This window comes from Flammeovirga yaeyamensis, from assembly GCF_018736045.1.
GTDB lineage: Bacteria > Bacteroidota > Bacteroidia > Cytophagales > Flammeovirgaceae > Flammeovirga > Flammeovirga yaeyamensis.
Genome location: NZ_CP076133.1, coordinates 23,345 through 45,836 on the forward strand (window position 1 = coordinate 23,345; position 22,492 = coordinate 45,836).

A 22,492-nucleotide genomic window follows, 5' to 3' on the forward strand; every position below is an offset into this window, starting at 1 on the left:
CCAAAAAATCCAGACTTCTAGAGGAAGTATGAGGTGGATTACTGATGGCAAGGTATTTAGTATGTTTAAACAAAGTCTTTTGTTTAATTTTTCGAAAGAAAAAAGACTCCCACATCCAATAGTAAATACTGAAAATGTGGGAGTTATATATAACACTGGATTTAACTTGTTCAGTTTTAGAATACTGAGGATTCGTTATTTTCGAATAAATTTATGGGTCATTACCTTCTCCCCATCCGATATTTTCATGAAATAAATCCCCTTCGGAATTTCCAAGGTTATCGTTTCTAATTCTTGGAATTGTCCTTCCCAAACGACCTGTCCTATTTGGTTGATCACTTGATAAGATCCTGATGATATACCTTTGATTCTAAAATCATTTTCTATTGGGTTGGGATACACTTTCACCCCATATTTATGGATGTCATCTATTGATAATAAGTCTATTATTTCAATCTCAATTATATCCTCTCCGAAAAAATCAAAATGCTTATTATCATTTGTGATGATGGTCACATTTATTGATTTCATACCAGGTTCTAAATACTGTATGGTAACAGATGGAGTTGTGGTCGTCACTTCTGTAATATATTCAGTTGCTTCCGAGTGTTTGATCGCTTCTCCAAAAGTCCATTTATATTGAAGATTACCATCTGCATTATGTGTGATAGAATATGTAACATCATCTATATTGTAGGCCTTTTCTTTATCTACAGAGAGTTCTGCTTCTATACTTCCAAAACTATTATTTACCGTTAGAGAAGCTGATTTAGCAACTTGAGCCTTTGAGTTACTCACATTTACTGTTACCTCATAGTTACCCGCATCGGTATACACTACATCATGAGGTCCAAGTCCTGAAGCTGTCTCTTCATTTTTAAAATCCCATTCAATAGTACTTGCAGTACCCAAAACCTCCGCTTGGTAAGTCGCCGATTCGTTTCTATCAATTTCTAATGATGATGCAGAAATCGTTACGGTTGGTGCTTTTAATTCTAAAGTAGATGCCGATTGAAAAGTAATATCATCCACTCTCCAAAGTGTATTGTATGGATCACTATCATCTAGCTTGGTCCAACGTAAACGTAAATTATCTACCGATGGAATTTCTTCATCCAATTCTACCCAATACCAAACTGAATTCTGTTCATTCACATAATCAAAGTGACCTGACAATGACACTTCTGTCCAAGTCACTCCATCCGTGGAATATTCAAATCGGATACTTTCCCCATCGTCTTCATTTTGAAGTGCCTCTCCATCAATAACAGAACACTTCATCATTCCAAAAGATAATCTGACATTATCTACTCCAGATACATCTAAATCTTCTAATGAAAATACTCCATTGGCTTGAATAAAAGCAGAGTAATTGCCCGAAGCATTAGGATAACCTGAACTTCCATGAATTCCCCATTGTGGCCCGTAATGAATTTTCGTAACATTATCATCTGCCAAGGTTCCGTATTTAGGTGCTCCTACCCATACTTCCCAGTCGAAGACACCTGTGTACACATATCCTTCCAGGTCTTCTGTGAACATGGTTTGATATATTTTCCCATCATCGTAATCATACACTTGAATTACTAAAGAATCCAATGCTTTTCTGCCATTGACATCTTCAGCTTCCAAGACATATAAATATTCTCCAGCAGTTTGGAAATCAACATTTAGAGAAGAGGATGTGCCTACAGTTTCACTATCGTGATACCATGTATAGCCTACAATTTCACCCTGATCACTTGAGGATGATTCTCCATCTAATTTCACATACAAAGGTGCATAACCCATTGTTTCTGATGCTGTAATGACTGTCTTCACATTATCGTTTACACCCACAAAGCGATAAGTTACAGTGTTTGATTCTCCAGTATCATCAGTTACTTTTAGATAGATTGAATAAGCACCATCTTCCTGAAAAGTAATAGTTGCTTTATCTGTTGTAGAGATCACTTCGTCGTTGAACGTCCACTCGTAGGCAGTAATTGTTCTTCCTGATGAAGCATAAGAATTACTTCCATCAAATTCTACTTCTACAGGTACTTGACTGTGATTTTGATTGGTTTCTATAACACCTACTGGTTGCGTTTCTGATTGTAACGGTAGCATCCAAAGACCTGTACCCATTGTGGCAATATAAAGGTGTTCTTTATTGTTTTCGTCTTTCCAAATTTTACCTCTTCTTGCTAAAGGATATTCTAAATCGTTTTGTCCTTTTGTACCAGTTAAATCTTCTAAAGTGATATCCGAAAGATCCGTTCCTATTGTTGCTTTAAAGAATGAAATACCGTTCGACATTTGCTCTCCATTTTCACGTACATGGAAAGTAAAGTAAAACTCGTTTTCCTTACCTGCTAAACCTCCAAAACCAGTTTTATTATTATAAATACTCACCCATTCAGGCATTCCAAAAGGTTCTGCCATTGCACGATCTACTACCTTGGTAAAGTTTTCACCTTTATCATCCGACAAATGCAATTCGTAATCTACATTGGATGAATTCCCTTTTGTCACTAATAAGTAACTCTTATTTCCATGAGACCAAATGGCCATATCACCGTTCGATCCCCACTGTCCATCCAAACCATTTGATGATCCATTGATCAATAATTTCGTCCAAGTATATTCTCCATTCGACTGACGTTGTCCTCTAAATGTACCATTTCCACATCTCAAATAAACGATGTTCGAATCATTAGGATCAGAGAATATTTTTCTACCCTGACTATTCGCTTCTCCATTCGAAATCTTTCTGAAATAATAGTCGCTATTGTCCTCGATTAATTCAAAAATATCATCAGTTACATAAGCACCACCAATTGTAGATATGTATACTCTTTCAGGTTTCAATGGATCTGAATGAATACTTGAAATACGGTTTTGGTCGCCTAAACCTTTTAAATCTTGTGATTTTCCGTCAATTAATACTTTATATTGATCAGATGGTCCCGATAAATTCGTCAGTGTTTTCATCAAGAACTTACCTGACCACTCCGATTGTGCCCCACCAAAACCATTCGCCGTACCTACTAATAATAATGGATCATGTCCTTCTTTTAACACTACATCACCTGCATCTGCATTCCAATTGCCTTGGAACACAATTGTGGGTTGATTCCAGGTATCACCACCATCATAACTTTCTACAATACCATTATCACCCATTAATTGAGCGATGTAGTTTTTGTAGCCCACCATGTCCCAGTTATAAGTAGATGCCGTACCATTTGTTTTATAAAAACGGCGACCATTTAATGTTTTCACATAGGTTGATGTCACACAATTCCAAGTCGTCGTTTCCGTCACATCCCCAACATAAGCTGATTGTTGAGACATGATAAAAGCACCTCTAGTAAACGAATGATTCGTCCATGATGCAGGATAATAATCATACGTTCTAGAGACGCCTTGATAATCGTTCCAACCAATATCTTGAATCTCCATTCCTGGATTTTTGAACACTTCTACCACTTCGCCAGATACAACATCTCCTGCCACTGTAAATCTTCCTTCTAGTAAAGCGTTTTCTGTTCCATTTCCACCTCTCTTAAATGTACCCATTAACATGAAATGCTCTGTTGCTGTACTTGTTTTAGAAATAAGTGGTCGCCAGTGTGTTTGATTTTTTGTTTGAAGTAACCCATTGGCATCTAACTCTGTCCAAGTGGTTTCGTTATATTTTCTGACATACAAACCAGAGTTATTATCATTTCTTACGTATAACGCATACACCCATTCACCATCAGGAGTAATGTCTGCTCCTCTACATAAAGAAGTATTTGATGGTGATTCTAATTTATTCCAGTTCGCACCATTATCAGATGATAAGAATAAACCTTCTGTAGCCGCTAAAAGAACTTCTCCATTTGTTGGATGTACAGTAATGGTATTTACATTACGCTCTCCGCTCACACCACTAAATACTTTTTTGTTCCATGTAGATCCTCTATCATTAGAATAATACATTGCTTTTTCTCCATTTTGAGAGAAGTGCCCCACCACATCCTCCAACCAAGATGGAGCCACATACATATTGTTTTCGTCTGAAGGATCGATGGCCATTGCAGAGATCGGAATGTTTTTAAAACCTTCTTGGACCGTCCAAGTATCCCCTTGATCTTTTGATACTGCAAAACCATTCGTTGCTCCCAATAACATGGTGTTAGAATTTGAAGGAGCCACAGCAATATTGAAGACATTATTAAAAGGCGAAGAATGAACATAATGCCATTTCTGACCGTAATCTTCAGAATAATAGTAGCCTTCCATATCGCTACATAAGTACATTCTTCCGTCAATATTCGGATCGCAAACTACATGTTGTAATTGCCCCCCGTGCCCGGGGTTTGCATTTTTCCATTGTGCTTGTAATTGACTACTCATCAGTAGTCCTAAGCAAAACAAAACAATCGTAGTGAAGTAATTATTTGTCATTGATCTATAGCTAAAAAATTTCATTTCTTTTCTCAACATCAATTATGTAAAAAGTGATTAGAAAAGTCTTTCATTTTCTAGAATCGGATAAATTCAACTACTCAAAGAAACATAATCTACTGTATATCTCTTACTTACAAAAAGGCCACCTCAAATTTATGAGGTGGCCCAAGTCGTTAGCATTGACTTTTTTACTGTTATTTCGCGATCACTTTTATGTTATATACTTGTTCTCCATCAAATATTCTCACAATATAAATACCTCTGTAAGGGAAAGGCTGACTAAACTGTGGTGTATTTGATTTCCAAGTCTGTATCAATTGGCCTGTGGTGTTGTAAACATATACCTCACCAATGGCCTTATCTTTCTGATGAATGATATTCAGCTGACCTTTGGCCGACCACACTTTCATCCACTTCATCTGATCTTCGATACTTAATGGAGGCTGCTCTTCATCTTCATAGAAATGTCCATCTTTGATGTAGAACATTCTCTCGTAAGACGGAATAATGAACACCTCGCTTGTGATATCTTCTTGTGATGAAATCACCAAAGTTTCTAATTCTTCTCTCACTCCATCATTCACAACTTTGATATGTAAAGTATCAGAAATTTGATCTCCTCTACCAAACTGAATTGTTGGTGTTTCTTTATTGAGAGTATAGTCGTTTTTATCTGCTGTTCCAGAAATGGTAAAATTGATATCTACAGCTTCTGGTAACGCAAACGGAGTGGTGGCAAACACCAATACTTCATCTCTTGTGTCTTCGTAAAGTGTATCTGCTGCGATCACTCTATAAGTGATAGGGAAACGATGTTCGTTAATGATCGTCACATCTACATTAGAAGGCGTACTAATATCTACATGACCACTTATAACACTAGACATTCCGATCGTTACAATTTCATCTGGTTCTGCAATAAAATCATCCAATACTGCTGTAACTGTCACCTCTTCCGACATTGTCTCACCCTCTGCAATAAACAATCTATCTGATGATAAAGTGATATCGTCTGGATTCGATAAAAGTGCCAATTGAATATAGCTATCTTCTCGAGCAGGAACATCCAATTCTGCGTATATCACTGTTTGTTCTTGCGTTGTTTCTTGTAATTCGTTCTTTTCGATGAATAAAGAAGCCAATGCTCTATCGTCCAACGTAAACAGAGGACCTTCCGCTTGTCCATAAGAAGTATTTACTTTTATCAATCCACCTTGTTCTAAGTTAGCTGGAATTGTAAATCTAATGGTTGTTGAATTCTCTACGGTAAAGTGTTCTGAAGTATATTGAACGTTACCAATTTGAACAGAATTTACACCAATAAAGCTTTCCCCTTTAATCACAATCTCGTCGCCACGTTTCGCATAATCGTTTGAGATAGATGTAATTTTTGTTTCTCTCGCAATAATCTCGATGTCATCCACTTTTACAATATTGGCTCCTGTTAGGTTCTCCACTTTAAAACGAATAGCCACATTACCCGACATTGGAATGTCTTCGTTCATGGTTACTCTAAACCAATTCGGTTGATAAGGAAGACCATCGAAAGTCATTTGATGCCAAGTACGTAAACCGTCTGTAGAGTATTCTACAATTAGCTCACTTCCATCTGTATTCCAGTTTTCGAAACGATACATACCAAATCGTAAAGTAGTACCCGGTCTATACACATTGATGTTATCGAAAATAACATACATACCGTTCTCATTGAAGAAGAAATAGTGGGCTCCAGATGCACCTTCGTACTTCTCTGCGCCCATATTCCAATCCGAGTGTTCTTCTTTCGACATACCTCCTAAGAGACTCTCGCATGAAATATTTGCATTACCTGTAATCAGGAAGTCTTTCGCATTCCAGAAGTGTTGGTAACGAACGTGGTCATTCATATTTGACCATGGACGATTGCTTCTGTTTAAGTAGGTTGGAGGAAGACGGTCACCCCATGATTTTGGTTCTAAGTTATTCGGGTTATTTAAAGTTTCCTTGAAGAAATACTCACCCGGACCTGGCTTGTCATCATCGTAAATATCAATCACTAATTGATGAGGAATAACACGATCCGAAATGCCCGCACTCGTTGATGTAGCCGAAATATGTAATTGCTTGCCATATTCTTCCACATCGTTATCATATACTTTTATTGTTGTAGAAACCTCTGTAGTACCCGCTGGGAAGAATAATGTTTTATCCATGATCATCACACTTTCACCATCCACAATGTGAATACCGCTAGCGTTATTTAAGAAAACATATTCATTAGTTGGTAATGCTTCCGACAAAGTTGCTGTTAGAGTAACCACTTCTTCATCAGCTTCCAATATCCAATTTTTATCCACAGACAAAGTAATTTCAGGACGTGGATTATCATGATATACACCCATATTATCCATCCACCAACCGATGTCGTTATTGTCTTCCAAGTTGGTAAAACGTAAAGTCAGATTATCGGATTGAGGTAAGAAACCTGCTACCTGCATTCTTTCAAATACCTTAGTACCTGTGTGGTTCCACTCTAATAATAATGCTTTAAAAGTAATACCGCCATCTGTAGAATATTCTACTGTAAAATCAGTTTCAGCATTAGATTGACCTCTAGTATGAACAGGAAGTAAATCAAACCCTAATCTTAAATCATCATGTGCTAAAGTATTTAAACCAGACATCACAATGTTGGTCGTTTTATTGCCTTCGAAGTTGACATAACTATCAAATTGTTGCTCTGAACCTTCTGCCGCAGTTCGTTTACCAATTCTCGCTGTACCTGAATAAGCAATTTCAGCGATATCAAAATAACCATTATTATAGTAAGTTTCGATACTAGGGTTTTCTCTCCAACCAAATGTTTCTGGTCCATAGACGAACATTTCAAAATACTCATCTAAAATGGTTAGTGATACTGTTTCAGGAAAATCGGTATGAATACCGGAAGTAGCTGAAGTAATATCAAAATCCATGATTTCATTCCCTTCCGTTTCCCCATCTCTAATGATTTTAATCGTTGCTGTCGCTTGAGATTCACCCGCATTGATAATGAATTCTGCTACACCTTTATCTCCAGTACTACTATAGACCTCGTAATCGTCTTGATCAATACCTGTTCCTGTAATCGAAAACTGTATGGTTTCTGTTGATCTTAATGGTACTTCAGATGTAACAGTAATCATCACTTCAGGTGCATCAGCTTCTGAAACTACATCTTCACTAATTGAAAGGGATACTTTTGGTAATTCGTCATCATGCACCATAAATGAAACTGATGGAATTGGATCTCCCACTAGAGCACCGCCCTCAATAGATTTCACACTTAACTCAACTTCCTCTGAAACTTCTAGGACTTCATCATCAACTACAGTAAATGTCGCTGTAGCCATCTTAGTTCCATTATTTACTGTAAAAGTAAAATCTGTACCTAATGTATATGCTCTTTGATGTATTCTATCTGCTGGTAACTCTAAAGTAACTGTCTGATCACCTTCCACTTCTTTAGTGAACAAGGCAGTCACTTCTATCGTTTCTCCACTACCTTCTACAATTTCACTTTTATCTACAGTAAGGTTATATAAAGTAGCTGGAGAATCATCATCAAATACTGTGATAGTGATCTGATTCTTCTGACCAATTTCTACTGATGAAGAGGCAGAAGCGATCTCAATATCAAGTGTTCTTGTGTCTTCTTCAATATCATTATCTACTACACTTAAAAGTGCTTTACCTATTGTTTCACCTGCTAAAATTGTGATCGTATTTTCAGCATTAACACCGCCCATATCTGTTAGAGAGAAATCAGTTTCTTCTAAAGTTCCAGAGATTGATAATGTTAGGGTGATATCTTCTGCAGCTGCTTTTGTTAATGATACTTCAATTTCTGTTGGAGCATCGTTTTCGTTAATTGACAAGTTAGAAGTTTGGAAGTTGGCATAAGGAGGTAATAATTTACCCATCACACTAATGTCATCAATTCTATATCTAAATTCTGGGTCAACTAATGTGAATCTAAATTCTAAATCAGAGGTTTGAGGAATCATTCCATCCGAAAGAATCCAATAATACCATTTATTTACTTGTCCTTTAATATAAGGGATATCAAATGCTGTCCATGAGCCATTGTTGGCTTTGTCTCTATATTCAATACTCACCCCTGTTCTTGGGTCAATATCTTTCCATTTAGAAAAACCGAAGGCCAATGATAACTCTCCATATCCTTCTGTACTGATCCCATCCATGATGATCACAGACCCTGGATCTGCAGAATTCACCACACCATAATTTACACCCGAAGCTCCTTGATAAATTCCCAGATTATCTCCAGCTCCACCACTATAACCATTGTTACCAAAAGCAAGTCCAGAACCACTCACCTGATAGAAATTGTAAGGAGAACTTGGGTCTAATGTAGCATCTCCATCTTTACCCGATGCATTCGTAAAATCGATGGATCCTAGTGTTTCCTTAGAGAAATTATCTACAATTACTTCCTCTGTAGAAGTAACATCTGGACCTTTAATAAAGAAAGTACCTGTGGTCGCTCCAGGAGGAACGGCAAAAATAATTTGGGTGTCCGAAACCTTTTCTTTATATAACACATCGATACCATTAAACACTACCCCACTCATATTCGATAAACCACTACCTACTACAGTAACGATGCCTGAGGTAGTTGTTTCTTTGGGATAAAAGTCTGTAATTTCTTGTGCTATACTCTGTGTTGCAAAACACAGAGCAAAGCACAAAAGATATATTTTTATTAGTGATTGTTTCATTTGATGATCAGTTTTTGACGGTGAATTAATGAAGCATTTTGATACACTCTCACAAAATAGATTCCTTTAGGTAACTCTAAATTGATCGTTTCATTTTGTTTAAATGAACTCTCTTGCATCAATTGTCCTTGAAGATTGATGATCTCTAATGATCCATCAATTACTCCTTTCAATTGGATAGTTTCTGATGCCGGATTAGGATAGATCACTACTTGTGGTTTTAGCAGATCATCTGATGATGTAATATCAGATTCTTTTACCATCAACACATCATCATTTGCAATGGTAAAGACCTGACCACTTCTTGTCGTGACTTTCACGGAAATGCTTTTCATTCCAGAAGTAGAATATTTGACCACATGTGGACCTTCTCCCTCAGTGGTTTCTGCCACGGCTCCTTCTCCAAAATCCCACTCGTATTTAAATACTTCTCCATTATGATCTAGAACAAGCACCACATTTTCGTTCATGAACACTTCCTCTTTGCTTGGATGAACTTCTCCTGTTATGTCATGGAATTGATCTGAAACACGGATGGTTACCGTTTCTTGACGATCTCCCATATGATTGATTGCTCTGATTTTTACATCATATTTTCCAAGTTCCTCATAGGAGATTTCGTGAGGTCCAAGGCCAAAAGCGATGTCCATATCGTTGCCAAAATCCCACTCAATTTTTGATGCAGTACCGAATACTTCTGCAGAAAGCGTAACCATTTCGTTTCTATCTACTGAAGTTTTAGATGTCGTAATATTTACTGTTGGAGCATCCATTGTTACACCTGTCGGTACACCAAAATAAATATCGTCTATTCTCCAAAGTGTATTTAAACTGTTAGCATCTTCAATTCTTGTAAATCGCAATCTTAAATTTTCTACAGAAGGAAATTGTTCATCTAATTCCACCCAATACCAAATACCGTTTTCTTCATTGTTGTAAGTAAACTTATTGGCAAGATTTATTTCATTCCACTCATTTCCATTCGTAGACCATTCAGCTTTTAAGCTTTCACCATTGTCCTCATTGGCTACGGCATTCCCATCTACGACAGAAAATTTCATCATCCCTAATGATATCTTTACATGATCGTGACCAGAGATATCAAATCCTTGTAAAGAGAAGACTTCATCATTTTGAATAAATGCAGAGTATAACCCAGAGGCTTGTTCATATCCAGCACTTGCATGTACTCCCCAATTGGGACCGAAATGAATTCTCGCGGTATTATCATCTGCAAATTCTGCATGTCTTGGCAGACCACCCCACATTTGTCCGTTATCATTAGGATCAATAATTGAAAAACCTTCCATGTCTTCACGCATCAAACGTTTGTAACCGCTTGATTCACCTGTGAACTGTAATACTTCCAAATCTAAAGTATCCTTTGCCATTTCACCATTGGCATTTTCTACCTCTAAGATATATTTGTAAGTACCTGCATCGGGATGATATGGATTGTATTTTTCTGTTTCAGCTACCACCTGACCATTTAACATCCAACGGTAAGCTACAATTTCACTTTCTGTTGATTTTGAATCAGTACCGTCTAAACCGATATACAATGGTGAGAATCCAGTAGTATGTGTCGATTTGATCACACTCCTCACTTGTAAATCTATCGCCTCAATTCTTTTGGTAGTTCGGCCTTGATCACCCAAGTTATCAGTCACCACAAGAGTGACAGAATACACTCCTTCTTCTTCATATGTATAGTTTACTGTTGTCCCTTCTGCAGTGGCACCATTTCCGAAATCCCATTCGTATTTCTCAATCGATCTTCCTTCAAAAGGCATAGATTCTGAGGCATCGAATTGAATGGTTGCAGGAATTTGTGCTTTATCTTGATCCACCTTAATTACTCCAACAGGTGCTTCAGGCTTTTGTAAGGCCAACTTCCACATACCCGTACCCATAGTAGCAATATACAGGTGTTGTTTTTCATTATCATCTTTCCAGATTTTACCTCTACGAGCCACTGGGAATTCAATATAATTACCATTGTAATCTCCAGTTAGATCTTCTAAAGTGATGTCGTCTAAAGTATTACCAATCTTGGCTTTTAAGAAAGAAATACCTCTTGTAATTCCCTCTCCGTGTTCTCTTGAATGGAAGGTGAAATAGAATTCATCATTCTGTCCCACAAGACCACCGAAACCTGTCTTTTTATTAAAAGTATCTAACCATTCTGGGTTTCTAAATTGAAGTGCAGTTGCTCTATCTACTACTTTTGTAAAGTTTGCTCCTTTATCAGCAGATAACCACAATTCGTAATCTTCGTTAGATGAATTTCCTTTCGTCACTAAAAGATAAGACGTTTCTCCATCAGCCCAAGTGGTTAAATCACCATTAGATCCCCACTGACCTTCTAAGCCAGCATCTGAATTATTGATTAATAATTTAGTCCACACATAATCACCACTAGGTTGTCTATCTCCTCTAAATGTACCGTTTCCACATCTTAAATAGACTACATCCGAGTCGTTGGGATCGGAAATGATTCTTCTACCTTGTGATTGTGCTGCTCCATTAGAAATTTTTCTAAAATAGTAAGCTGAATTCCCTTTGATCAACTCAAAGATATCGTCCGTTACATAAGCACCACCAATAGTGGAAACATATACTCTTTCCGGCATCAAAGGGTCGCTATGAATTGAACTAATTCTATTTTGATCTTCTAAACCTCTTCTTGCTTGCGTATTACCATCAATTAATACAGAAAAGTTACTACTTGGACCATCTAAATTAGTCAGGCGTTTCATCAATAGACGACCGTCCCATTTATCTGTCGCTCCACCAAAACCATTGGCTGTTGCTGCTAGAATTAATGGATCTTCACCATCCTTTATAATAGTTTCCAATGCATCAGAGTTCCAGTTTCCTTGGAATACAATTGATGGTTGATTCCATGTCTCCCCTCCATCATAACTTTCTACTAGACCATTATCGGCCATACCTTGCACCACATAATTTTTATAACCTGTCATATCCCAGTTATAAGTTGATGCTGTACCGTTTGTTCTAAAGAATCTTCTGCCATTTAAGGTTTTTACATACGTTGATGTTACACAATCCCATGTTCCTTCATCGGTTACATCACCTACATAGGCCGATTGTTGTGACATAATAAATGCACCTCTTGTGTACGAATGATTTGTCCATGATGCAGGGTAATAACTATATGTTCTAGAAACTCCTTGGTAGGCATTCCAACCAATCTCTTTGATATCCATTCCAGGATATTTGAATACTTCAGAAATAGTACCTGCCACTACATCACCTGAAATAGAGAATGTACCTTCTAATAAAGCATTCTCTTCGTTATTTCCTCCTCTGTAAAAAGTACCCATCATGACATAATGTTGTGTGGCTGTACTTTTACCTGAAATCATAGGACGCCAATGCGTTTGATCTTTTTGCTGCATCAAACCATTTGCATCCAATTCCGTCCAATCCGATTCATTGTATTTTTTTACATATAATCCAGAGTTTCCATCATTTCTAATGAAAAGGGAATATACCCACTGACCATCTTCTGTAATGGTGGCACCCATACAATCTCCTGTATTGTTAGGAGCTGTTTGTTTTGTCCAACTATTACCGTTATCGTTGGATAAATACAAACCTGTTTGTGCTGCAAGTAACACCTCTCCATTTGATGGGTGAACAGAAATGGTTAATACATTTCTTTTGCCACTACCCACCTCAAAATTTGTTTTATGCCAAGTTGCACCTCCATCTACTGTGGAAAATACTTCTCTTACACCAGTAGCCGAAAAGTCTCTCACTTCATCCTCTAACCAAGATGGAGCGAAGTACATATTATTTTCATTGGAAGGATCTATAGCCATGGCTTGTACCGGATAACCAATGGCTTCATCCAATACTTCCCAATTCTCACCATCGTCTTTCGATAAAGCCACACCATAGGTAGAACCCATCAATAAAGTATTTGAATTTGATGGTGCAACTGCAATATTAAACACATTATTAAATGGAGCAGAGGGAACATAAATCCATTTCTGTCCATAATCGTGAGAGACATAATATCCCTCCATATCACTACACAAGTACATTTTTCCGTCAATATTTGGATCACATATTACGTGTTGTAACTGTCCACCATGTCCGGGGTTTGTATTATACCATTGTGCAGCTACCTTCTGTTGGAAGGCAAGCAAACAGATCAAAATAAAAGTTGATCTAAAAAATGATATTAAATTCATAATTAAGTTTTTGTCTAAAAAGTGTTCAGAATGCTGGTTGAGATAATTAGCTTTTTGGCACAGGTTGTTCGTACCAAATTTGAAGTCTTCCTTGAGAAGGCTCGTGTTCCAAAACTTGTTCCCATGGTACTACACCGACACGGTCTGCCCAATTTTGCCAAGCTTCTTGTAGTTCTTTTAATTTTTCTGGATGTTGACTAGCTATATTGTGTGCTTCAATTGGATCTTCTGATAAATGATATAATTCATCTGTTCCTTCAGGGTAAATGTTCACCCATTTCCAATCACCAAGCCTAGCTGCTTTGTTGCCTTCATGCTCCCAAAAAATTCCTTGATGTCCCGTTCTTACATTACCTGCTAGAATAGGTAGTAAAGACTTCCCTTCCATAGGTTGTATATCATTTTCACCTACTTTTGTTGGGTAATCTGATTGGGTCACCTCCATTATTGTAGTCATCACATCAACAATATGAGCAGGTTGATTATCAATTGATTTTGGTTGAATCATTTTTGGGTAATGTACTACGAAAGGTGTTCTAATTCCGCCTTCGTGTCCCCAATGTTTAAACATTCTGTAAGGAGTATTACTGACATTGGCCCATGGTAATTTATAACAACCAAATGATCCTTGATGACCTAGAGGAATATTTGGATCGCCCCATGAATAATCTTCACGCGTACCACCATTATCAGAAATGAAAATGATCATAGTATTGTCTAACTCTCCGATCTCTTTTAGGGTATTTACTAACTCTCCAATACCTCTATCCATGTTTTCGATTTGTGCCGCATAGATAGACATTCTCAAATCGTAATCGTCCTTTTCTTCCTCAGATAATTTATCCCAATCTTCTACCAATCGATCTGTCTTAGAGATAGGATAATCTTGAGGAATAATGCCTAATTCTTTTTGTTTCTTGAAGCGTTCTTGTCTTACCTCTTCAAAATTTCTTTTGTAACTTCCTCTGTATTTTGCAATGTCCTCAGCTCTCGCTTGCAATGGGAAATGAGGAGCAACATGTGCTAAGTATAAAAAGAAAGGAGCATCTTTTTGGCTCATTTCTTTTACAAATTGAGCACCATATTCGTTAATTGCTTCAGTAGAATAGTAGTCTTCTCCAGGATGTGCTAAAAGACTATCGTTAATAGCCACTACTTGATCTCCTGGGAATGGGTAGAAGTACGCACCACCATGATGGGGGAACCCGTAAAATTTATCAAATCCTTTTTTTGTAGGCCAATATTCTTCTTTATTGCCTACATGCCATTTACCAGACATGGCTGTATTATAACCGTTTAGTTTTAGTGCTTCAGCAATAGTTACTGCATTATTAGGAATATAACCTCCATAATTTGGTAGGTGACAATCCTCTTGCATGAAACCCATATTGGCTTGGTGTGGGTATAATCCTGTCAACAAACTCGCTCTTGTTGGACAACAACGTGATGCATTATAAAATTGGGTTAATCGCATGCCGTTGTCTGCAAGTTGATCAATAGAAGGTGTTTTAATTTCCCCTCCATAACAACCTAAATCTGAGTAGCCCATATCATCCGCCAGGATAAGAATTACGTTTGGTCTTGGATTAGTTTCTTCTACTTGTCCTTTTTGAGGTGAACAACCCAAGAATGAGGATATAATTACCCCAGCTAGTAGTAAAAGTCTTCGTTTCATATCATTATAATTAAGTAAGTCCCGAGGCTAAAAAATCGTTCGCCTTCAATCGTTGTTAGTAAAAAGGTATCACAAAAGCATTAAAAAGTTTATTGTTCAATTGCACTTGTGATACCTCCTTATAGTCTCCTTGTTGTCTCTTTATAGTCGGTTACTGCTTAGTATGGACGTTGCAATGCAACGTCCATACTAATACAGTTTTTAAAGTCTTGTTACTATTGGTGGATAAATCTACCTGTTAGAATCTCGCTTCCAGTATTTAATCGGATGATATACATACCTCTTTGTAAGTGTTGTGCATTGATAGTAGCTCGACCATTTACAACGTTTACAAGAGAGATCATATTGATTCTACCTTCTGCATTATAGATACTAATTTGAGCCTCTTTTAAGTTCAATTTATTCTCCATGAATAAGCTTAATTGATTATTCTCGGCATGCACTTTTAATTTATCCAATGCTCTTTCAAGATCAATAGAAGTTGGACCATCAGGTAATTTGATTAAGATAGAAACGCTTCTTGCCTCACCAATTACAGCACCTTCACCAATTGTAGAAGCCATAGTCAATACAAGTGTTTCTTCTTCTTCAAAATCATCACCATCTTCTAAGATTTTTAACATGGCTAAATCAGATTCAGAAGCTCCACCCGCGATAGTTAATTCTGTTTTATCTAGTTCGTAATCATCATCAGAAATACCTTCACCTGAAACAGCTAGCATTACTTTAGTTTCTGATAAAGCAGCTGCACTAGTAGTTAATTTGATTTCAATAGCATCATCACCTTCAAATGCTTCATCAGCAGAAGCAGTGATTGTAATAATTGGGAATGCTAAATCAACAATAAATTCTTCTAGAGAGGTAGAATCCATTTCGTGATTGAATGTTTTTACCGCTACAAAGTCTGTTGTCGCTCCTTCTGGAACATATACCTCTGCTACAGTATCATTTAGTGACATAAATTCAGTCGCTTCAACATCTCCAAATTTTAAGCTTTCGATGTTATAGAGGTTGTCTCCATGTAAGTAAATTAAACCGCCAATTGGTCCTCTTTCAGGAGAAAATGCGTTGATTGCTGGTAATGCTGATAATGCTTCTAAGTCTTCTACAGAAGTAACATTACCACCTTCAGTTCTTTCAATTAATACTTGCGCTTTTCCTACTGTATCCGCACCAAATGGTACTACTAATGATAGTGATTTACCGTCTTGAGAAGTAGTGAATTCTGTTACCTCTATTTCTCCTAACCAAACTTTAGATACGTTAGTTAATGAAGAACCCAATACTTGTACTTCTTTACCTACTTTTTGTTTCATAGGTTCGATACCTGTGATTTGAGCTGCACCTTCAGGGTAACCTGTGATTCTCACATCATCAATCATAATGAATTGTTCTACTTCTTGAACAACTTCCCACTTAATTGATAAGTTTTCTGCAGCAGGCAGTTTAAAACCTACTCTTACTAAATTCATATCTCCACCAATACCATAAGGCATTGAAGAACCACCAAATTCAATATATTCACCACCATCTACTGAATAATACATTTTAAGTTGACCTTCTAATACTAACCAACCCCAGTATCCCATACTAAAAGATAATCTGATATTTTCTAAACCTAACGTATTGATTTTAGAGATGATAATGTTTTTATCCTTTTTCATCCCATAAACTGCTCTTTGAGAGGCACCTTCATACTTTGCTTCTTTTACCCCAAACCAGATTCTAGAAGCAGAACCTGAATAATCAATCTCTTTGTGCTCTTGATAATCTTTGTTCGCATCAACACCCCACCATAGTGTACCACCACCATATGGTGCATCTTCAAATGGCTCATACATTACCAATTGTTCTGCATCAGAATATTGTTTAGGATATAAGAAAGGTTGGTGTGAACCAAAAATAGAACCATCGTCTGTAGTAAAACTGATGGTATCTTTTTCAGCATCCATGTCAGGTTCAGGTACTACAAAATACAATTCTGTATCTGTAGATTCAGTAATAATTTCTGCTTCTGCAGCTCCAATTTTAATGGTTTTGATCTTCGTAAGTAGATTTGTACCTGTTACTGTAATCGTATCTCCTGGAAAGCCTGCATTGGGTGTGTAATCTTGTAAATCAGGAAAAGTAGTTACTCCTGTATCATGATCTTTCGTTAAATATTCTTGTGCATTTACGGAAAAAGTTGTTGCTAATCCTATCACTAGTGTAGTAAGCATCAACTTACTCATTTTGCTGAGTAGTTGTAATCCTTTCATAAAAGTAAAAGTTAAAGTTATAATAATAGTTTCTTAAAAAGTGTTGTGGTAAGCGCACCTACCACAAGTAAGTACGCTCAATTGGTTTAAGTCCTTTTGAGAGTATTGTTCAATACCATCAAAACAACTTTTATGGATTTTGATCTGAGTTAGATAAATCCTGATTATTTTGAATTTCGTTTAATGGCAATCGGTATAAAGTTTCTGGACTGTTCCATTTTATTTCAAGTACATTCCCTCTATCAAAAGGTTTATATACCGATTCTGGATAAACTTGAGCTACCGTTTCATTGTAGGCACCCATCCTTTTCCAATTAAAGAATCTTTCGCCTTCACCGATCAATTCTAATGCTCTATCGTGTGCTACAATTTCAATCATTTGTTGCTTAGATGGAGCAGATGTTATTTCCATTGCATCACGATTGGCTCTTAACAAGTTGATATCTGGAAGTGCTCCATTCACTTGTCCGTTTAATGCTCGGATCTCTGCTCTCATTAAAATTAACTCTTCTAATCGAAGTGTAGGCCAATTGGTTGTTGACCCTAAGTCTAAACTAAATTTATTGAAAACATATACTGTATCTGTAACTTCACCTGACTCAGCGTCTTCTAATTCTGCTTCACGAATGAAAGAACTCATTCTAAAATATTCATCGTTGATCACCAAGCCTTTATCATCTACATAATTACTTATGAAATCTTTAGATAAGAAAATGGCTGAAAATTCACCGTCAGTAATTTGATCAACATTGAACATTAAATTGTATGGATCAGAAACTGCAAATCCAGCAACAAATGAACGAAGATTTAAGGCTTCAGTAGCTCCACTATTTGAAAATAGTGTAGTGGCATTCTGTGCAGTTGTTAATTCCATTACTGGAGCTGGAGATATTGCTTCCTCTATCGTAACCACTCCTGGCTGGAAACCTATTAAAGAAGTAATCAATTCTTCCGCCTCATCCATTCTGTTCATTTGGAACAAAACTCTAGCTTTAAGGGCCAACACATCAAATCTTCTTGCTCTAATTTTATAAGAAGGGAAGTTCTGATGAATGGTATTGTCAAAAGTAACAGGTATCAATTCAGCTGCTTTTGTTAGATCATCCAAAATGAAATCATAACATTCTTGTACTGTACTTCTACCACCACCATTAAAATCTTCGGCTGGCTTTGTCTTAATGATCACGCCAGGCATATCTTTGGTTTGAGCAGAATATTGAGCTCCGTGATATCTTAATAATAAGAAGGTATTTGCAGCTCTTAAAAACAATGCTTCACCTCTTAAACGACCTCTTTGAAATTCATAATATGAATCAATACCACCATCTGGTTCAGTTACACTAAGTACCAAGTTGGCTTGGTTAATTGATTTATATGCATTCGACCACATTCCTCCGTTTTGGAATTCTGTACGGATGTATTCGAATTTGTTTTTATTTCCTCCAAGTTTAGCTCCATCAATATTTGCAGCCGTATGATCTGCAATTAGATTGGCATCAGGTAAATGGTTTGAAAGGTGAGCGTTAGCCCACAATAAATAACCTTCATTAATGACCAATTCTATATTGAAAGTAGAAGCATCTACTTTACTACCTGGAAATTCATCAGTAGGTCCAACATCTTCAAATTTCACACAAGAAAAGAAGAGTGATTGCCCAAGCACTGCCATAAGTGCGATTGATTTTGCAATATTTGATTTTAATTTCATCATCTTTCTAGTCTAAAAATTTAAGTTTACGCCTACTTTAAGTTGCATTGCCTGAGGTGGATTACCTTTTACTACACCTGGTGCAATGTTTGCCTCTGTTGGCGAGAAGTTACCTAGAGAGTTCATAGCTTCTGGATCCCAACCTGGGTACTTTGTGAATGTTAGTAAGTTGGTTCCTGTTACATAGAATCTCATCATGTCCATTCTAAGTTTACTTGAAATTGACTTAGGCAACGTATAAGCTAAGGTTACATTCTTCAATCTGATAAAGGAACCGTCATATAAGAACCTTGTTGATCTCGAACCTTGGAAAGGATCTCTCTTACCAAATGGGTGATCATATACTACTCTTGGCACATCTGTCTGATCACCTGGCTGTTGCCATCTTTGGTCATACATGTATTGTGGCACATTCGTTAATGCATTTTCAGATCTCATGTAGGCCATCAAGTTCAATTCATCATCATATATCCAGTTGCCTTGACGGAATGTGAACATAAAACTGAATGATATCCCTTTATATGAGAATCTGTTTGTTATACCACCAGTAAAGCTTGGTAAACCTGTTTTATTATCAATAGTCTGAATTAAACCTTCCATTTCTGCAGGAGTTGGTTTAGCAGGATCTTCAAATTGATAAGGTTGGCCTGTTTCCGGATCTTCATACATTTCATAACCGGTTTGAGGATCTACTCCTAAGAATTTAACCATCTGATAAGAGGCTACTGAACCTCCAATTTGTGGTAAAGCTAGACCATTAGATTGTTCCAAAACGGCAGGATCTACTGCTAGTTCTAATACTTCATTTTGTAGGTAAGCCACATTAGTTGTTAAGCTCCAGTTAAATGCTTTTTTCTGGAACATATTGAAAGTTAATGATGTCTCCACACCACTGTTTCTAATCGCTCCTGAATTGGTAATAAACTGTCCACCACCTTGAGATGGAGGTAAATCTAATTTTGCTAGAAGATCTCTGTTGATCTTATCATAATAAGCAACTTCACCTGTAACAGCTCCATTAAATAATTCGAAGTTTGCACCGATATCTAATGAATAAGCTCTTTCCCATCCAATGTTATCTGTAGAACCTGTTAATCTCAATGGCGAAATACCTGGATTATTACCATACGATTGGCTATTGTACACCCAGTTTGCAAATGCTGCTGACTGATCAATCTCTGCGTTACCAGATACACCATAAGATGCTCTTAATTTCAAGTAAGTTAATACGTCTGATGAATTTAAGAAGTCTTCTTCTGAAATGTTCCAACCTACTGATGCTGAAGGAAAAACACCCCATCTGTTTTTAGCACCAAATCTTGATGAACCATCGGCACGAGCACTAAATCCAAGTAAATATTTTTGTTTATAAGCATATTTACCTCTAAAGAAACCTGAGTAGAAAATCACACCATTTTGACCTGATCTCCATTCAATGATTTCTTGTGCGTTACCTACATTTTTGATTGAGTTTGTTGGAGGAAAACCAACCCCTTTCATTGATAAGAATTTTTGAGTCTCACCAAAACTCTCAAAACCAAGTAATCCATCAAAAGAGTGATCGCCTATTTCTTTATTGTACTTTAAAATAGCATTGTAGTTAATATAAGTACGGGCTTGCTGAATTTTATCTGCATAACCAAAACACTCATCACATTGTCCTTTAATAGCTATTGTTGTTAAGAATGGCGAGTACCATACTTCTCTTTCATAACCTGTATACGTCATACCTACCATTGCATCTAATGTTAGGTTATTCGAGATTTTATAAGATAAATCCGCTGAATTAATCGTTGTCATTGAGTTCGAACGATGATAGAAGTATTCTTCATTCGTTGCAGGAACAATATTATTCAACGATGTCGGTTGGAAGTAAGAACCATCCTGATTATGAACTGGTAATTGTGGCGTTGCGTTTCTGATAAAGTTTAAACCTGTTGGGTTGTTCCAATATTGGAAAACTCCTCCACCTTGACCCTGAACATTTAAGAAATAAATGTTTGTTGGATATTGTGAGTTTTCAACATTACTGATGTTTGTATTGATACCAATCTTTAATCTATCACTTACATCAAATTTAAAGTTGGCAGCAAAAGCTAAACGTTCGTTATCATTGGCATTTAAGATACCTTCTGTTTTTGCATAGGTACCATTAATACGATAAGTCATTCCTTCAGTACCACCTGCAACAGCTACCGATGCATTCATCGTTGCTCCTTGACGGTATGCTAAATCATATTTATCAATATCTGTTTGTCTTGCCACTTCATCAGTATACCATGGATTGTTTGCTGATGTAGTATAAGGTAAAACTCTTTTATCTAATGGCGTACCATCATTTTCCCAACCTTCTTGCAAATAGTTTAACCAATCATTCGTACGTATATGTTCCAACATTTTAGTTGGGCGGTTAATACCTTGAGCATAATTTACTTCCCACTTCGCTTTTCCTTTTTTACCTTGTTTTGTAGTCACTACAATTACACCATTTGCACCACGAGAACCGTAGATTGCTGTAGCTTCAGCATCTTTCAATACCGTTACGCTTTCAATATCTTCTGGGTTAATGTTGGTCATCGGGTTGTAAGAAGTACCGAAGTTACCCGTACCATCTGTAGGATAAGAAGTAAAAGGAATACCGTTAATTACATATAAAGGAGAAGAGTTACTTGAGAACGAACCTGTACCCCTAACTCTAATGTTCACCGCGCCACCAACTGAACCACTTGAGTTGGTTACATCCAAACCTGGCGACATACCTTGTAAACCTTCTTGGAAAGAGTTTTGAATTGACTCTTGAAGTTGATCTGATTCAATTGTTTGATAACTACCAGTACTCATCTTCTTCGATTCTGTAGCATAACCTGTAATTACTACAGCATCTAATTCTTGAAGATCTTCCTCTAGTTTGATATCAATTACTTTTTGTCCGTTAACAGGAACCTCTGTAGTTTTAAATCCAATTGTTTTAAATATTAAAATTGCACTATTTGGATTTTCTAAATTAATCTTATACTTCCCATCGAAATCTGTAACCACTCCATTATTGTTAGGAGAATTTTTTTCGATTACATAAGTACCAGGAAGTGCAGCACCATCTGTTGCTGAAAGCACTTTGCCAGATATAATGCTCTGTGCATATAAAGAATTCATTCCCAGTAGTAGACTGAGGAAAATGAAAATCTTTGTTCTTAAAATAAGTTTATCACTGTTCATAAAGCTTGCCTTTATTTGAGAAGAGTTCGCATATATTTTCACTTCATTAATTTCTTACAACAATGATCGTCTAAAATTCTCTCAAAAGTCTTTTCATTTATAAAATTGAAGCAAAAGTGTCTTAAACACACCAAAAACAAAGGTTCTGAACCGTTTTCTTTTTTCTTCGGATTTCCAAAAAATAGACTTTAGAAGTGTTTAGAGGCTATATAAGT

The 22,492-nt window shown here is 36.8% G+C and carries 7 protein-coding genes; all 7 read right to left on the minus strand.

Annotation, left to right across the window (positions count from 1 at the left end):
* Nucleotides 1-195: 195 nt before the first annotated feature.
* A complete protein-coding gene (locus KMW28_RS20690) occupies nucleotides 196-4,383 on the minus strand; it encodes a PKD domain-containing protein (protein WP_169662456.1) in 4,188 nt (1,395 codons plus the stop codon).
* 248 nt (nucleotides 4,384-4,631) lie between these two features.
* Nucleotides 4,632-9,197, minus strand: a complete 4,566-nt coding sequence (locus tag KMW28_RS20695; protein WP_169662455.1) for an IPT/TIG domain-containing protein — start codon at nucleotides 9,195-9,197, stop codon at nucleotides 4,632-4,634.
* Nucleotides 9,194-13,420, minus strand: coding sequence for a PKD domain-containing protein (locus tag KMW28_RS20700; protein ID WP_169662454.1), 4,227 nt, complete (start codon nucleotides 13,418-13,420; stop codon nucleotides 9,194-9,196). Before KMW28_RS20700 ends, KMW28_RS20695 begins: the two co-directional genes overlap by 4 nt.
* Before the next feature lie 46 nt (nucleotides 13,421-13,466).
* Nucleotides 13,467-15,095 (minus strand): arylsulfatase, encoded by a 1,629-nt coding sequence (locus KMW28_RS20705; RefSeq protein WP_169662453.1) that lies wholly within the window; start codon nucleotides 15,093-15,095, stop codon nucleotides 13,467-13,469.
* 215 nt (nucleotides 15,096-15,310) lie between these two features.
* Nucleotides 15,311-17,353 (minus strand): IPT/TIG domain-containing protein, encoded by a 2,043-nt coding sequence (locus KMW28_RS20710; RefSeq protein ID WP_169662452.1) that lies wholly within the window; start codon nucleotides 17,351-17,353, stop codon nucleotides 15,311-15,313.
* 130 nt (nucleotides 17,354-17,483) lie between these two features.
* On the minus strand, nucleotides 17,484-19,064 hold the full coding sequence (locus KMW28_RS20715) for a RagB/SusD family nutrient uptake outer membrane protein (RefSeq protein ID WP_169662451.1): 1,581 nt from the start codon (nucleotides 19,062-19,064) through the stop codon (nucleotides 17,484-17,486).
* A 9-nt stretch (nucleotides 19,065-19,073) separates the two neighbouring features.
* The gene (locus tag KMW28_RS20720) at nucleotides 19,074-22,214 is read right to left on the minus strand and encodes a SusC/RagA family TonB-linked outer membrane protein (RefSeq protein ID WP_169662450.1); all 3,141 of its coding nucleotides are present in this window, start codon (nucleotides 22,212-22,214) and stop codon (nucleotides 19,074-19,076) included.
* Nucleotides 22,215-22,492: the final 278 nt, after the last annotated feature.

Coding starts and splice junctions, on each gene's coding strand:
- KMW28_RS20700 (WP_169662454.1), bottom strand. CDS start 13,420: ATGAATTTAATATCATTTTTTAGATCAACTTTTATTTTGATCTGTTTG.
- KMW28_RS20710 (WP_169662452.1), bottom strand. CDS start 17,353: ATGAAAGGATTACAACTACTCAGCAAAATGAGTAAGTTGATGCTTACT.
- KMW28_RS20720 (WP_169662450.1), bottom strand. CDS start 22,214: ATGAATTCTTTATATGCACAGAGCATTATATCTGGCAAAGTGCTTTCA.
- KMW28_RS20695 (WP_169662455.1), bottom strand. CDS start 9,197: ATGAAACAATCACTAATAAAAATATATCTTTTGTGCTTTGCTCTGTGT.
- KMW28_RS20690 (WP_169662456.1), bottom strand. CDS start 4,383: ATGAGTAGTCAATTACAAGCACAATGGAAAAATGCAAACCCCGGGCAC.
- KMW28_RS20715 (WP_169662451.1), bottom strand. CDS start 19,064: ATGATGAAATTAAAATCAAATATTGCAAAATCAATCGCACTTATGGCA.
- KMW28_RS20705 (WP_169662453.1), bottom strand. CDS start 15,095: ATGAAACGAAGACTTTTACTACTAGCTGGGGTAATTATATCCTCATTC.